Annotated in this window: 15 protein-coding genes; 7 read left to right on the top strand and 8 right to left on the bottom strand. The window is 68.7% G+C overall.

Translation table 11 applies throughout. The annotated features are described in order from the left end of the window. Nucleotides 1-348: 348 nt before the first annotated feature. The gene (locus EXE42_RS18560) at nucleotides 349-675 is read right to left on the bottom strand and encodes a hypothetical protein (RefSeq protein WP_092919704.1); all 327 of its coding nucleotides are present in this window, start codon (nucleotides 673-675) and stop codon (nucleotides 349-351) included. Nucleotides 676-902: 227 nt separating this feature from the next. Then, nucleotides 903-2,813, bottom strand: a complete 1,911-nt coding sequence (locus EXE42_RS09390) for a biotin carboxylase N-terminal domain-containing protein (protein ID WP_137706393.1) — start codon at nucleotides 2,811-2,813, stop codon at nucleotides 903-905. A gap of 86 nt (nucleotides 2,814-2,899) precedes the next feature. Between EXE42_RS09390 and EXE42_RS09385 the strand changes: the two genes are divergently transcribed. Further along, a complete protein-coding gene (locus tag EXE42_RS09385) occupies nucleotides 2,900-3,184 on the top strand; it encodes a hypothetical protein (protein WP_137693937.1) in 285 nt (94 codons plus the stop codon). Nucleotides 3,185-3,448: 264 nt separating this feature from the next. Here the strand turns inward: EXE42_RS09385 and EXE42_RS09380 are convergent, their stop codons facing one another. Both EXE42_RS09380 and EXE42_RS09375 read right to left on the bottom strand, forming a co-directional pair. Further along, on the bottom strand, nucleotides 3,449-3,790 hold the full coding sequence (locus EXE42_RS09380) for a hypothetical protein (RefSeq protein ID WP_241988364.1): 342 nt from the start codon (nucleotides 3,788-3,790) through the stop codon (nucleotides 3,449-3,451). Beyond that, nucleotides 3,790-5,334, bottom strand: a complete 1,545-nt coding sequence (locus EXE42_RS09375; RefSeq protein ID WP_092919697.1) for an acyl-CoA carboxylase subunit beta — start codon at nucleotides 5,332-5,334, stop codon at nucleotides 3,790-3,792. Before EXE42_RS09375 ends, EXE42_RS09380 begins: the two co-directional genes overlap by 1 nt. Nucleotides 5,335-5,617: 283 nt before the next feature. On the opposite strand from EXE42_RS09375, the gene EXE42_RS09370 reads away from it, so the two are divergent. The 5 genes from EXE42_RS09370 (at nucleotide 5,618) to EXE42_RS09350 (ending at nucleotide 8,261) form a co-directional block, all read left to right on the top strand. Continuing rightward, the gene (locus tag EXE42_RS09370; protein WP_092919695.1) at nucleotides 5,618-6,256 is read left to right on the top strand and encodes a 50S ribosomal protein L1; all 639 of its coding nucleotides are present in this window, start codon (nucleotides 5,618-5,620) and stop codon (nucleotides 6,254-6,256) included. Beyond that, a complete protein-coding gene (locus EXE42_RS09365; RefSeq protein WP_092919693.1) occupies nucleotides 6,253-7,299 on the top strand; it encodes a 50S ribosomal protein L10 in 1,047 nt (348 codons plus the stop codon). The genes EXE42_RS09370 and EXE42_RS09365 overlap by 4 nt, the downstream gene beginning before the upstream one ends. Nucleotides 7,300-7,315: 16 nt before the next feature. Next, on the top strand, nucleotides 7,316-7,666 hold the full coding sequence (gene rpl12p / locus EXE42_RS09360; protein WP_092919691.1) for a 50S ribosomal protein P1: 351 nt from the start codon (nucleotides 7,316-7,318) through the stop codon (nucleotides 7,664-7,666). Between the two features lie 127 nt (nucleotides 7,667-7,793). After that, nucleotides 7,794-7,985, top strand: coding sequence for a hypothetical protein (locus EXE42_RS09355; protein WP_092919689.1), 192 nt, complete (start codon nucleotides 7,794-7,796; stop codon nucleotides 7,983-7,985). A gap of 60 nt (nucleotides 7,986-8,045) precedes the next feature. Continuing rightward, complete coding sequence (locus EXE42_RS09350) at nucleotides 8,046-8,261, top strand: hypothetical protein (RefSeq protein ID WP_092919687.1); 216 nt, start codon at nucleotides 8,046-8,048, stop codon at nucleotides 8,259-8,261. A 54-nt stretch (nucleotides 8,262-8,315) separates the two neighbouring features. On the opposite strand, the gene EXE42_RS09345 is transcribed toward EXE42_RS09350, so the two are convergent. The 4 genes from EXE42_RS09345 to EXE42_RS09330 form a co-directional block, all read right to left on the bottom strand. Further along, entirely contained in the window at nucleotides 8,316-9,545 is a 1,230-nt protein-coding gene (locus EXE42_RS09345) for a DNA primase (RefSeq protein WP_137693940.1), read from the bottom strand. A gap of 74 nt (nucleotides 9,546-9,619) precedes the next feature. Further along, nucleotides 9,620-10,270 (bottom strand): HVO_2922 family protein, encoded by a 651-nt coding sequence (locus EXE42_RS09340; protein WP_137693941.1) that lies wholly within the window; start codon nucleotides 10,268-10,270, stop codon nucleotides 9,620-9,622. A gap of 105 nt (nucleotides 10,271-10,375) precedes the next feature. Beyond that, nucleotides 10,376-11,017 (bottom strand): protein sorting system archaetidylserine decarboxylase, encoded by a 642-nt coding sequence (locus EXE42_RS09335; RefSeq protein ID WP_137706392.1) that lies wholly within the window; start codon nucleotides 11,015-11,017, stop codon nucleotides 10,376-10,378. Then, the gene (locus EXE42_RS09330) at nucleotides 11,014-12,063 is read right to left on the bottom strand and encodes an AAA family ATPase (RefSeq protein ID WP_137706391.1); all 1,050 of its coding nucleotides are present in this window, start codon (nucleotides 12,061-12,063) and stop codon (nucleotides 11,014-11,016) included. The genes EXE42_RS09335 and EXE42_RS09330 overlap by 4 nt, the downstream gene beginning before the upstream one ends. Before the next feature lie 469 nt (nucleotides 12,064-12,532). Between EXE42_RS09330 and EXE42_RS09325 the strand changes: the two genes are divergently transcribed. Next, nucleotides 12,533-13,690 (top strand): ABC transporter substrate-binding protein, encoded by a 1,158-nt coding sequence (locus EXE42_RS09325; protein ID WP_174548991.1) that lies wholly within the window; start codon nucleotides 12,533-12,535, stop codon nucleotides 13,688-13,690.

Below are 13,690 nucleotides of genomic sequence, written 5' to 3'. Positions count from 1 at the left end.
TTGGCGGTCCTCGCCGTCGGCCTGGTAACGGCTATTTATAAGCGAGCGGCTGGAGCTTTGGCGGTACTCACCGTCGATCCGCCAGCGGCTATTTATAAACAATGGCTTCCGTTGAAATTCCATTTTCAGATGTGTTTTCGACTGAAACAGCCGGTAGAATTCGCTTACAAATTCATCGCCGTAGTTTATTTCACTAGGTATATCATTAGTTCGTTCTTGTCAAGAGTCATGACCAGCCCGTGTTCCAGACGAAGAGCTCTCGCTGGAAGTGGTTCAGTCATACTTGGGGCTCTGTCGGGATGTAATCAACTCCCGTTTTCGTCTTCTTCACCCTCCCAACTCGAAATTCTACCTAGCAATGCCACCGCAGAGCCACAGGGACTTGAAATCGAACTCCTCCGGACTGACGAGGAAACGAGAGATGAGGCCGTCGTGTTCGACCGATTTTTCGAACTGGAGGCGAGCGATACCGGGGGTATCTACCAGTTCCCGGACCCACCCGTGGTCGATGAGCAACGCTACCTCATTCGAGCATCGCTCGGTGGCTACCGAGACGTAACACAGCATTATCACTACTTTCCGAACCCCGACGACTCCGTGGAAGGCCCCCGACTGCTTGAGGTGGCCGTGTACAAAGAAGACGAACTTGTCCGACCGTATATTGACTACGAGCAATACAGTGGGCGTGGAGATCCACAGATGAACAGCAGCTAAGTAGTTAGGGGATTCTGACATCGCAACGGGGATTAGGGATATACGCACGCTCTGTACTGACCGGCAGAGAGCTGCGTATGTCACTCACTGCGGATTTCAGCGAAGCCAAGTGAACAGCTTAGCCTCAGAACGGCTCACCGCAACGCCGTCCACTATTTATAAACAGCCACGTCCGGAGAACTCCGACCTCACTCCAGCACGATCAGCACGTCGCCCATGTCGACGCTGTCGCCCTCGCCGACGTGGACGCTCGCGACGGTGCCGCCGCGCTCGGCGACCACGTCGTTCTCCATCTTCATCGCCTCGAGGACGCAGACCACGTCGCCGGCGGCGACCTCGTCGCCCTCGTCGACGTCGACCGAGAGGATCGTCCCCTGCATCTCCGCGTCGATGGCCTCGCCGCCCTCCGCGACGTCGACCCCGTCGTCGCCGCCGTCGTCGGACTTCGCCTGCGGGGGGCGCTGTTGGCCGCCGCTACCACCGCCGCCTCCGCCGCCCTCCGGCACCGGAATCGCGGGCGCGCCGCGCTCCTCTAGTTCGACGTCGAAGCGCTTGCCGTTCACCTCGACGGTGAACTCGCGCTCGGTGACCTCCTCGTCGTCGTCATCGCCGCTCGACGACGATTCGGTCCCCCACTTCTCCTGCGCCTCGGCGACCAGCTCGCGGTCGAGCTCCTCGTCGAGGTACTTCGTCGTGTGCGTCCCGTCGACGAAGCGCCGATCGTCGAGCATGAGCCGGTGGAACGGGACGATGGTGACGACCCCCTCCAGGTCGTACTCCGCGAGCGCGCGCTTCGACCGCGCGAGACACTCCTCGCGGTCCGGGGCCCAGACTATCAGCTTCGCGATCATCGAGTCGTAGTCGGTGACGAGCTCGTCGCCCTGCCGGAGCGCGTCGTCGACGCGGACGCCGATCCCGCCCGGCGGGTCGTACGTCTCCAGCGACCCCTCGTTGGCGGGCTGGAACTCGTCCGCGGCGTCCTCGGCGTTGATCCGGAACTCGATCGCGTGGCCCTCCAGCTCCACGTCGGCCTGCGAGACGGAGAGCCCCTCGCCGCTCGCGACCCGGAGCTGTTCCTTCACGATGTCGATCCCCGTCAGCTCCTCGGTGACGGTGTGTTCGACCTGGATCCGCGTGTTGACTTCGAGGAAGTAGAACGGCGTGTCCGGGCCGAGCGGCTCCGACGGGTCGCGGTCGGGGTCCTCCTCGACGAGGAACTCGACCGTCCCGGCGTTGGTGTAGTCCGCGGCGGCGACCCCTCGGCGGGCCGCCTCGCCGATCTGTTCGCGCAGTTCGTCGGAGAGCGCGGGGGAGGGCCCCTCCTCGATCACCTTCTGGTGGCGGCGCTGGAGCGAGCAGTCGCGCTCCCCGAGGTGGACCACGTCGCTCTCGGACACCGAGGCGTCCCCGTCGCCGCTCCCGCCGTCGGACCCCGCGGCCGCCGGGTCGTCCGCGACGATCTGGACCTCGACGTGGCGGGGGGTCTGGAGGTAGCGCTCGAGGTACACCGAGTCGTTCGAGAAGTACGCCTCCCCCTCGCGCTTGGCGGATTCGAGCGCTTCTTCGGCCTCGTCGGCGCTCTCGACGACCTTCATCCCGCGACCGCCGCCGCCCCCCTCGGCCTTGATCGCGACCGGGTAGCCGTGCTCGTCGCCGAACTCCGTGACGGCCTCGACGTCGGTGACGGGCTCCGTCGTCCCGGGAACGATCGGCACGTCGGCGTCGTCCATCACGCGGCGCGCGTGCGTCTTCTCGCCGAGCCGCTCCATCGCGTCGCTGGCGGGCCCGACCCACGTGATCCCGTCGGCGGCCTCGACGCGGGCCGCGAAGTCGGCGTTCTCCGCGAGGAAGCCGTACCCGGGGTGGATTGCGTCGGCGCCGGCCGAGCGCGCCGCCTCGACGACCGCCTCGCCGTCGAGGTACGAGTCGGCCGCGCGGGCGGGACCGACGTTGTACGCCTCGTCCGCGTACCGGACGTGGCCGCCGTGCTTGTCGGCGTCGCTGTAGACGGCGACGGTGTCGACGCCGAGCTCCTCACAGGCGCGCATCACCCGGACCGCGATCTCGCCGCGGTTCGCCACGAGAACCTTATCGAACATTCCTGTCGGTTCTTCCACGAACTGCTACCAAACTCTGTCGGTCCGGGCCGGGACGGTTAAGAGGGTCCCGGGCGCCACAGTGAGGTATGCTCGACGCGGGAAACCCGTACATGCTGCCGTCGGTCCTAGTCGGCGCCGCCGTCTACCTCGGACTCACGGCCGTCACCGACGCATCGCTGCCGATCCGGGTCGCCGCGCTCCTCGCCTTCGTGACCGTCGTCCCGATCGCCCTCGATCGACTCTTCGACGGGCGAGGCGTACCGACGAGCCTCGACGACGAAGCGACGTCGGGCGACGCGACCGCGGGCGACGCGACCGCGGGCGACGCGACCGCCGATACCGGAGGAGCCGGCGACGAGGAGACGCGCTGAGCGGCCGATCGCGAGAGCCGTTATCACAGATATATATGTCAGCAGACGTATCTGCTACCGCGCCCCGAGTCAGGGTCGGGTCGACGGCGCGACGGTTCGACGCCGCGCCGTCGGGGGAATGTACGCGGCCGGGCGCTCCCGCGTCCGGGAAATGTATGCGGCCGGGCGCTCCCGCGTCCGGGAACTCCGTTCGACGCGTCCGCTACCCGACCAGCGACGGCCCCCCCCCCCGACCGGGGCCGCAAAGGCGACGCGACCGACCGCTCAGAACCGGTCGCTCCGGCCGGCCGCGGTCCAGGGGTCGGTCGGCGCGTCGGCTGGGACGCGCGCCCGGCGGCGGTGGAGCCGATCGATCCGGGCGGCGAGTCCCCAGCGGTCCTCGTCGCGGCCGTCGTCCGCGTCGCTCGCGGCGGCAGCGGCGGCGGCGAGCTCGCCGTCTCGGAGGTGCGCCGCGACCGCGGCGGCGATGGCGGCCGCCTCGTCGTCGCCGGCGTCGTCGGGGATGGACAGGCGGGCGATCGGGGGCGCCGGCTCGGCGGTCGTCGCGTCGTCGGCCGCCGCCGAGTCGGTCGGTCCCTCACCGATCGGCTCGTCGTCGACCGCCATCAGATCGGGATGTTGCCGTGTTTCTTCGCAGGCTGGTCCGTGCTCTTCCCCTTCAGCATCTTCAGGTCCTTGACGAGGCGCGCGCGCGTCTCGGTCGGCTCGATGACGTCGTCGACGAAGCCGCGGTCGGCGGCGGTGTAGGGGTTCGCGAACTCCTCGCGGTACTCGTCGATGAGCTCCTGCCGGCGCGCGTCGGGGTCGTCGGCCTCGGACAGCTCCTCGCGGTAGAGCACGTTGACCGCGCCCTTCGGCCCCATCACCGCGATCTCCGAGGTGGGCCACGCGTAGTTGACGTCGCCGCCGATGTGTTTCGAGGACATCACGCAGTAGGCCCCGCCGTACGCCTTCCGGGTGATGACGGTCAGGAGAGGTACCGTCGCCTCCGAGAAGGCGTACAGCAGCTTCGCGCCGTGGCGGATGATCCCGTTGTGTTCCTGGTCCGTGCCGGGCATGAAGCCGGGCACGTCCTCGAAGGTGAGGATGGGGACGTTGAACGCGTCGCAGAAGCGGACGAACCGCGCGCCCTTCTGGCTCGCCTCGATGTCGAGCGTGCCGGCGTTCACGCGGGGGTTGTTCGCGACGACGCCGATGGAGTGGCCGTCGAGGCGGGCGAAGCCGACGACGATGTTCTTCGCGAAGTTCTCGTGCACCTCGAAGAAGGACCCCTCGTCGGTGACGCTGCCGATCACGTCCTTCATGTCGTACGGCTTCCGGGGCGCGTCGGGGACGATCTCGGCCAGCTCGTCGTCCGCGCGCTCGGGGTCGTCCCACGGCTCGACGCGCGGCGGGTCCTCCACGTTGTTCGCCGGGAGGTACGAGAGCAGCCGCGCGATGTCGTCGAGCGCGTCCTCCTCGCTCTCCTCCGCGAAGTGCGCGACGCCGGAGGTCGACGAGTGGGTGACCGCGCCGCCCAGCTCCTCGAAGCTCACCTCCTCGCCGGTGACCGTCTCGATGACGTCCGGCCCGGTGATGAACATGTGCGAGGTGTCTTTCACCATGAAGGTGAAGTCCGTGATGGCGGGCGAGTACACCGCGCCGCCGGCGCACGGCCCCATGATCGCGGAGATCTGGGGGATCACGCCGGAGGCCTCCGTGTTGCGCCGGAAGATCTCCGCGAAGCCGCCGAGCGAGGCGACGCCCTCCTGGATCCGGGCGCCCGCGGAGTCGTTGAGGCCGACGACGGGCGCGCCCACGTCCATCGCCTTGTCCATCACCTTACACACCTTCTCGGCGAACACCTCGCCGAGCGACCCGCCGAAGACGGTGAAGTCGTGCGCGAACACGAACGTCTTCCGGCCGTTCACCTCCCCGTAGCCCGTCACCACGCCGTCGCCCGGAATCTGCTTCTCCTCCATCCCGAACGTGTGGTTGCGGTGGGTCCGGAACCGGTCGAACTCGTGGAAGGTGCCGTCGTCGAGGAAGTAGTCGATCCGCTCGCGGGCGGTCATCTTCCCCTTGTCGTGTTGCGACTGGATCCGGTCTTCGCCCCCGCCCTTCGCCGCCCGCTCGCGGCGTTCCCGGAGGTCCTCGATACGGTCGTCCATCGTCACGGCGGACCACCCTGCGTCATTACCTCGTGGGTCGGCAAGCGCCGTCAAAAGGGTTCCCCTATCCGACGTTTCGTCGTTCGACGTCCGTCGAATCCGAGCCGCGGAGGCGACGGCGAAACGAGGGAATCGAGGGCGGCCGCGGAGCGGCCCTGTCGGCGTTTCACACGCTGCCCGGCGCTTCGACGGTTTTAACCCTCCGATGAACCACTCTCCGTTGAGACAGGCTTCGCCTGTTTCACTGACCCGTAGGAGCGACCTGCGTACTACGGAGGTGAAAATGGCAGACACAATACAAGAGGCCGTAACCCTCGCACTCGACGATGCGCCCGAGCGGAACTTCCGCGAGACCGTGGACATCGCGATCAACCTGCGAGACCTCGACCTCAACGATCCGTCGAACCGTATCGACGAGTCCGTCGTGCTGCCGGCTGGAACGGGGCAGGAGACACAGATCGTCGTCTTCGCGGAGGGCGAGACCGCCGTCCGCGCAGAGGAGGTCGCTGACGAAGTACTCGACAGCGACGACCTCGAAGAGTTAGGAGACGACGACGACCGCGCAAAGGACCTGGCCGACGACACCGACTTCTTCGTCGCGGAGGCCAACCTGATGCAGGACATCGGTCGGTACCTCGGTACCGTCCTCGGTCCGCGCGGGAAGATGCCTACCCCACTACAGCCGGACGACGACGTCGTCGAGACCGTCAACCGGATGAAGAACACGGTGCAGCTCCGGTCGCGCGACCGGCGCACGTTCCACACCCGCGTCGGCGCCGAGGACATGGGCGCCGACGCGATCTCGGACAACATCGACGTCATCATCCGGCGACTCGAAGCAGACCTCGAGAAGGGCCCGCTCAACATCGACGGGATCTACGTGAAGACCACGATGGGTCCCGCGAAGGAGGTGCCCGTATGAGCTCGGTCCGCAAGACCGAGACGATCCCCGAGTGGAAACGCGAGGAGGTCGCCGAACTCGTCGAGTTCATCGACTCCTACCAGTCCGTCGGGATCGTCGGCGTGGCCGGCATCCCGAGCCGACAGCTCCAGGCCATGCGCCGGGAGCTCCACGGCTCGGCGGCCGTCCGCATGAGCCGCAACACGCTCACGAACCGGGCGCTCGAGGAGGTCGACGACGGCGTCGAGCAGCTGACGGAGTACGTCAGCGGCCAGGTGGCGCTCGTCGGCACCAACGACAACCCGTTCGGCCTCTTCAAGCAGCTCGAAGCCTCGAAGACCCCCGCCCCGATCAACGCGGGCGAGGTGGCCCCCAACGACATCGTGATCCCCGAGGGCGACACCGGCGTCGACCCGGGACCGTTCGTCGGCGAGCTCCAGACCGTGGGCGCGGCCGCCCGCATTCAGGACGGCTCGATCAAGGTCACCGAGGACTCGACCGTGCTGGAGGAGGGCGAGGTCGTCGACGACGACCTCGCGAACGTCCTCGTCGAGCTCGGGATCGAGCCCAAGGAGGTCGGCTTAGACCTGCGGGCCGTCTACTCCGAGGGCGTCCTGTTCGAGCCCGACGAGCTCGAAATCGACGTCGACGAGTACCGCGGGGACATCCGGTCCGCCGCGGCCGCCGCGCGCAACCTCTCCGTCAACGCCGCGTACCCGACGGCCGCCACCGCCGGCGCCCTCCTCGCGAAGGCGTCCGGCCAGGCGAAGTCCGTCGGCCTGTTCGCGGAGATCGAGAGCCCGGACGTCGTGCCCGACCTGATCGGCAAGGCCGACGCCCAGCTGCGCGCGCTCGCGTCGCAGATCGACGACGAGGAGGCGCTCCCCGAGGAGCTCCAGGGCGTCGAGGCCGCGCCGGCGACGGAGCCGGCGGCCGACGACGCCGACGACGAGGAGGAACAGGCGGACGAAGCAACGGAAGACGCCGAGGCGGCCGACGGCGACGCCGACGACGATGACGACGGCGACGACGGCGGCGAAGGACTCGGCGCGATGTTCGGATAACACGAGGTACACACCAATGGAATACGTTTACGCTGCGCTCATCCTGAACGAGACTGGCGAAGAGATCAACGAAGACAACGTCACCGGCGTGCTGGAAGCCGCCGGCGTCGACGTCGAGGAGTCCCGCGTCAAGGCGCTCGTCGCCGCGCTGGAGGACGTCGACATCGAGGAGGCCGTCGAGACGGCCGCCGCGGCCCCCGCCGCCGCCGGCGCCGCGTCGGGCGGCTCCGCCGACGCCGACGCGTCCGCAGACGAGTCGGACGACGACGACGAGGCCGACGAGGCCGACGCCGCCGACGAGGCGGACGACGGCGACGAGGAAGACGAGGGCGACGGCGGCGAGGGCCTCGGCGAGCTCTTCGGCTAACACCGGACGACCCCCGAGACCCCGACCGCGTCGACCGACTCCCGACCGTCGATTTTTATCGACTCCGCTATCCGGAGTGATAACGCCGTCCGCGATTTTATATACGGATCTCGGAAACGGAGAGCCGATGAAGATCGTCGACGGCGACAAGGCGGAGTGCGATCGGTGCGAGTCGGTGTATCCGCTCGCGGACGTCTCGCTGCTGGAGAAGGAGACCAACCGCGACTACGAGCGGGTGCTGTGCGACGACTGCCTGGGGATCGTCGGCGTTCCGCAGGGGTACAGCCTGCGGCGGGACATCACGCACCTGGCGAACTGAGCGGCGACGGGCGGACCGCCCATCGAAGTCCTTTTTTAGCGGCGACGGAAAGCCGCAGACATGGAAATCGACGCGGAGTTCCGTCGGCAGATCACGGTCTCGCTGGCGGCGGCCGCGGTGTTCATCGTCGGGCTGGTCGCGATCGGGGTCACCTTCGGCGGATCGACCGTGCTCCCGGCGTCGGGAGCGATCGCGCTCGTCGCGCTACTGGCCGGGTTCGTCCTGCTGATGGCCGGCGTCGGCACGTACCTGATGCGCGCGAAAGACGAGTCGTAAGCCCTCCGAGCGGTTTCCCTTCTCTCGCCGTCGTTCGCGTCCGACGCGTCGAGGTCACGCCTCGCTCGTCTCGTCCGTCTCATCGGTCGCCTCCGCCTCATCGGTCGCCTCCGTCTCCCGCCCGGCCCGCCAGTCGGTCACCTCGTCGGCCGCGGCCACCCGTTTCTCGTAGTACGAAAGGGGGTCGGCCGCGACCTGCATGTGGTCGTCCTCGTTGTGGCAGATCCCGTAGTTCGCGAGCGTCTCGCAGGTCGGCGGCGGGTACTGGGTGCCCCGCTCGTCGGTCAGGTACTCGGTCTGGTACCGGATCCCCTCGGCGTCGAGGCTCGTGTCGGTACAGAACGCGACGACCTCGTCGGGCGTCATGCCGATACCGACGAGGAACGCCATCAGCGCGAACGACTCGGCCGCGGAGAGCTCGACGTCGCGCTCGGCCTTCTCGATCAGATTGGTCATACACGGCGGGAACAGCGCCGGCGCGACGACGTCCGGCGGCTCCGTGTACGTCCGCTCGGAGAGCAGCCGGCGGAGGTCCGCGACGCGCGACTCCAGGGCCTCGCCGATCCCCTCGTCGGCCGCCAGTTCGAAGGGGAGCCCCTCGGCGACTCGCTCCGCCACCGCCGCTTCCAGCGCCGCGAGCAGTTCCTCGCGCGAGACGCGAACCGCGCCGTCGGCCAGCGCGCGGTTGACGAGCCGCCACGAGTCCCCCCACTCGGGCGAGGTGAGGCGGAGGTAGGGACCGACGTCGATCCGGTAGTGGGCCGGATCGCGGCCGGTGTTACCCGCGGCTCCGGCGCCGCCTCCCGCGGCTCTGCCCCCGCTTCCCGCGGCGCCGCGGCCGGCTCCGGCCGGAGACGTCAGGTCGGGGCGCACGGCGTCCGCGAGCTCGAACTCGGCGAGCAGGTCGTCCAGCGCGACCGTCGCGGACGACACCGACCGCAGCTCGTCGTCGGTCTCGAGATCGCGGCGGACCCGCTCCATCGCGGTCGCCGCCTCCGCGGCGGCGTACTTCTCGATGGCGGGGTCGGAGTCGAGCAGCGAGACGAGGATCCGCGCGATGGGGTACGAGAGCAGCTCCGCCTGCGTGTCGTACGCCGACTCGCCCGGAAACGCGCCGCTCTCGGAAGCGACGGTTCCCTCGAGCAGGGCGCGCTCGACGCGCTCGCGGGCGCGCTCGACCGCCGGCGCGTCGGCCGCGACGAGCTCGGGCAGCGACACCGCGGCCGCCGCGACGGCCTCGCGGGCGCTCGCGAAGAACGGGTACTTGGCGTCGAGCGCGTCCATATCGCCCCGAGGTAGTGAGGGCCGGCGAATAAGCGGTGCGGTCCGCGATCGCCCGGGTCGCCGCGAGAGGGGAACTACTCGGCCGACTCCTCGACGGCCGCGCCGGGGGCGTTCGACTTGACGCTCTCGAGCCCCTGTTTCGCCTTCTGCTTGGACGCGTACCCCTGTCCCCCGTCGGCGATGACGTTGCCGTTGTCGTGGCGGAGCCGCCAGCGGTACCGGTCGGCGTTGTCGCGGAACAGCTCGAAGGTCGCGTCGCTACCCCCCTCGTCGGGCGCCTCCTCGTCGCGCGAGACATCGACGACGTGCGCGCCGGGCGCGTTCCGCTGGACGCTCGCGATCCCCGACTTCGCGTCGCGCTTGTCGGCGTACCCCTCGCCGCCGTCGGCGATGATGTTGCCGTTGTCGTGCCGGAGCCGCCACCGGAACTGGTCGGCGCTGTCGGCGTACAGCTCGAAGGTGGCCTTGCTCGCGGCCGCGTCCTCGTCGACGGCGGCCGCCTCGTCGGGCCACTCCATCTCGATCTCGAAGTGAACCGTTCCGTCCTCGCGCTCGAGTTCGATCTCGACGTCGCCGGTCGGGGCCGCGTCGACCGTCACCGAGCCGGCCTCGTCGACCGGCACCGGCTCGCCGCGCCTCAGGGCTCGGGCGATCCGCCGGAGGTACGTGGCCAGTCCCTGCCGGGTCCGCGACCGGTTCGACTCGTGGATGGTCTCTTCTGGCATGCGCCAGAAGCATCACAATCGCGAAACAAAAGCGTGTGCCCGAACCGAATCGACCCGCGCGGCGGTGCGGTCATGAGTCATCGCGTTGCCGTCCCGCGACGACTGTCAGTCGTCCCGCGGCCGCTCCGCGATGATCGTCTCGCCCGCGCGGACGCTGTCGCCCTCGGCGACCAGCAGGTCGTCGCGGGTCACGTCCGCGGGCAACACCACGTCGGCGCGGGAGCCGAACGAGACGTGACCGACTCGGTCGCCGCGCTCGACGCGGTCGCCCGCCTCGACCGAGGGGTGGATCCGGCGGGCGAACCAGCCCGCGATGACGAGCAGTTCGTACTCGCCGCAGTCGACCGCGACCTGCTCGTTGCGGTCGGACTCCTTATCGAACGCCGGGCGGTTCGCGCCGGGGCGGTGGCGGACCTCGCGGACTTCGCCCGCGAGCGGCGCGCGGTTGACGTGGACGTCGGTGACGTTCATGAACACGCCGACGCGGAGCCGAGAACCTTCCCCGCGTACCACGGAGACGGTGCCGTCGGCCGGGGAGAGGACCGTCTCCCCGCCCGTCGGGGGATCGCGTTCCGGGTCGCGGTGGAACCAGAGGATCCCGAACGCGAGCGCGACGAGCGCGACGCCGACCGGCGGGAACACGGGCAGCGCCACCGCACCCGCGAGCGCCGGGACGAGCGCCAGGTCCCACGCGGCGTCGACCACCGGGAACGGGAGGAGCCGCGAGAGCGGCGGGGTCCGACTCACGGCGCTACCTCCGCGTCGCGCAGGGCGGGCGAGAGCCGGGTCCGTCCCGCCGCCCACGCCGCGAGCAGGTGGACGAGGTGGGTCGTTTCGTCGAGCCCGTCCGACAGGTCGAGGTCGGCCTCGCCCGCGAGCGCGTGGAGCCGGGCCACGTCGTCGCCGCCGTAGTCGGAGCCGGCGCGGGCGACGCGGAGCGCCTCTCGGAGCAGCTCCTGGCCGTCGTACCCCTCGTCGAGGAGGTCGTCGAGCGTGGAGCGCGCGTCCTTCAGGTCGCCGCTGCGGGCGTCGGCGAGCGCCTCGCGGAGCGCGTCGTCGTCACCGACCTCGCCGAGCGCCTCGTAGGCGGTCGACATGGTTATTTCGTCGCCCTCGACCGCGGTCGCCTGCGCGGAGAGGATCGCCTCGCGGAGGTCGCCGCCGGCCGCGCTGGCGACGAACTCCAGCCCGTCGCCGTCGTAGTCGACGCCCTCCCGGTCGCAGATCGTCTCTAAGACGTCGATCGTCTCGTCGGTCGTCGGCGAGCGGACGCGGACCGGGAAACAGCGCGAGCGGATCGGAGCGATGAGCTTCGACGGCTGGCGGGTCGCGATAACGAACTGGGTGGTGCGGTGGTGCTTCTCCATCACGCGGCGCAGCGCCTGCTGGAAGTCCTCGCGGATCGCCTCCGCGTTGTCCAACAGGACCGTCTTGTACTCGCCGGACATCGGGGCGTACGACGCCGACTCCTTCAGCACGCGGTTTATCATGTCGCGTTTCGCCATGCCGCTTCGCCCTTCGAGGAAGCCCTCGAAGCGGGGGTCGGTCCGGATCTCCTTTTTCGTCCGCCCGAAGAAGTCGGCGACGTTGATCTCGATCAGGTCGGCGTCCGGGTCGGCGTGCGACGCGTCCGCGAGCGCTCGCGCCGCCGCCGTCTTCCCGACCCCCGGCGGCCCCTGAACGACGAGGTTCATCGGCTCGTCGACGGCCCGGCGCAGGCGATCGCGGGCCTCGTCTTGCCGGATCTCGTCGAGATCGGGCGCGTGCGTGTCTATCCACAGCGGTCCCTGCATTACCGTCGGATCGGGGCCGCGCGCTCAAGAATCGGTCGGTCGCGCGCCGAAACGGTGCCGTTCGTCCCGGTCGCGGAGCCGGGAGCGCACCCGAACCGGAACCGCCGGTCGGTTATTTCGTTACGATCGGCCCCGTGCCAATCGTTTAGAAAGGAGCTGCCGACCACCGACCGAAACGGATTTTAACGGATTCATACGAGCGGAGAGTCCGTCTAGGCCGGGGAAACGCTTCTTGAGTTTTTAATAGTATTTTGAGTAAATGAACATCAATCGTTAAGTACTGGCCAGCCAAACCGGTGAGTACATGTCACGTGACAACGGAGCCGATTCGGAGAACAGACTCACCCGTCGCCACTACGTGGCCGGCGCCGGGAGCCTCGCGACCGTGGGGATCGCCGGCTGTTCCGGCGGCGGTGGCGGCGGCGGTAACGGCAGTAACGGCGGCGGCGGTTCCGGTAACCCGGTCGAAGTGCTTCACGGCTGGACCGGCGGCGACGGGGCGGCGGCGGCCGAGGCGCTCGAGGAGGCGTTCAACGAGGCCCACCCCGACACGGGCCTCGAAATGAACCCCATCGGCGGCGGCGGTAACCAGAACCTCGACGCCGTGGTCGCGAACCGGCTCCAGAGCGACGACCCGCCGGGGTCGTTCGCCAACTGGCCCGGCCCGAACCTCCTCCGCTACGAGGGAGTCCTCGGTAGCGTCGACGACGTCTGGGAGCAGAACAACTTCGAGGAGGTGATGGTCGACGAGGCCATCGACCTCCACCAGCAGAACGGCAGCTACCGCGCCGTGCCGCTCGGCTCCCACCGACTGAACTGCCTGTTCTACAACGTCTCCGTCGTCGAGGACGCCGGGATCGACGTCGACTCGCTGAACAGCCCCTCGGCGCTCATCGACGCGTTCGAGACGGTCGCTAGCGAGACGGACGCGGTTCCCATGACGCACGGGATGTCCGGCACCTGGACGACGACCCAGCTGTGGGGTGCCGTGATGCTCGGTGAGAACGGTTACCAGCCGTACATGGACTTCCTCAACGGCGAGGGCTCCGAGAGCGCCGTTCGCGCCGCGTTCGAGCGGACCGCGGAGATGCTGGAGAACCACATCAGCGAGGACGCATCCTCGATCGGGCTGACCGAGTCGAACCAGAACATCATCAACGGCAACGCCGCCTTCATCCACCAGGGCAACTGGGCGGCGGGCGCGTTCCGGAACGCCGAGGACTTCGCCTACGAGGACGACTGGGGCTTCAAGACGTTCCCCGGCACGGAGGGCATGTACACGCTCCACTTCGACTCGTTCCTCTACCCGGCGAACAACCCGACGCCCGAGGCCTCGAAGACCTGGGAGGCGTTCGTCGGCAGCCCGGAGGCCCAGATCGCGTTCAACCAGTACAAGGGATCGATCCCGACCCGGACCGACGTGAGCATGGAGGAGTTCGGTCCGTACCTCCAGGAGACGGCCGAGGACTTCGCGAACGCGGAGTACCGACCGCCGAACCTCCAGCACGGGCTGGGCGTCCCCTCCGAGACGATGACCGCGCTCAACGAGGTCATCTCCTCGGAGTTCACCGGCCCGTACAACGTCGACGCGGCGACGACGGGCTTCCTGGACGCGGTGTCGAACTGA

Source organism: Halorubrum sp. SP3, from assembly GCF_005435195.1.
Classification (GTDB): Archaea; Halobacteriota; Halobacteria; order Halobacteriales; family Haloferacaceae; genus Halorubrum; species Halorubrum sodomense.
This window is presented reverse-complemented; position numbering and strand designations above follow the sequence as displayed.

Bases quoted from the DNA above. Each gene is read 5' to 3' on its own strand.
- EXE42_RS09390 (WP_137706393.1), bottom strand. From the start codon at position 2,813: ATGTTCGATAAGGTTCTCGTGGCGAACCGCGGCGAGATCGCGGTCCGG.
- EXE42_RS09385 (WP_137693937.1), top strand. From the start codon at position 2,900: ATGCTCGACGCGGGAAACCCGTACATGCTGCCGTCGGTCCTAGTCGGC.
- EXE42_RS09380 (WP_241988364.1), bottom strand. From the start codon at position 3,790: ATGGCGGTCGACGACGAGCCGATCGGTGAGGGACCGACCGACTCGGCG.
- EXE42_RS09375 (WP_092919697.1), bottom strand. From the start codon at position 5,334: ATGGACGACCGTATCGAGGACCTCCGGGAACGCCGCGAGCGGGCGGCG.
- EXE42_RS09370 (WP_092919695.1), top strand. From the start codon at position 5,618: ATGGCAGACACAATACAAGAGGCCGTAACCCTCGCACTCGACGATGCG.
- EXE42_RS09365 (WP_092919693.1), top strand. From the start codon at position 6,253: ATGAGCTCGGTCCGCAAGACCGAGACGATCCCCGAGTGGAAACGCGAG.
- rpl12p (WP_092919691.1), top strand. From the start codon at position 7,316: ATGGAATACGTTTACGCTGCGCTCATCCTGAACGAGACTGGCGAAGAG.
- EXE42_RS09355 (WP_092919689.1), top strand. From the start codon at position 7,794: ATGAAGATCGTCGACGGCGACAAGGCGGAGTGCGATCGGTGCGAGTCG.
- EXE42_RS09350 (WP_092919687.1), top strand. From the start codon at position 8,046: ATGGAAATCGACGCGGAGTTCCGTCGGCAGATCACGGTCTCGCTGGCG.
- EXE42_RS09345 (WP_137693940.1), bottom strand. From the start codon at position 9,545: ATGGACGCGCTCGACGCCAAGTACCCGTTCTTCGCGAGCGCCCGCGAG.
- EXE42_RS09340 (WP_137693941.1), bottom strand. From the start codon at position 10,270: ATGCCAGAAGAGACCATCCACGAGTCGAACCGGTCGCGGACCCGGCAG.
- EXE42_RS09330 (WP_137706391.1), bottom strand. From the start codon at position 12,063: ATGCAGGGACCGCTGTGGATAGACACGCACGCGCCCGATCTCGACGAG.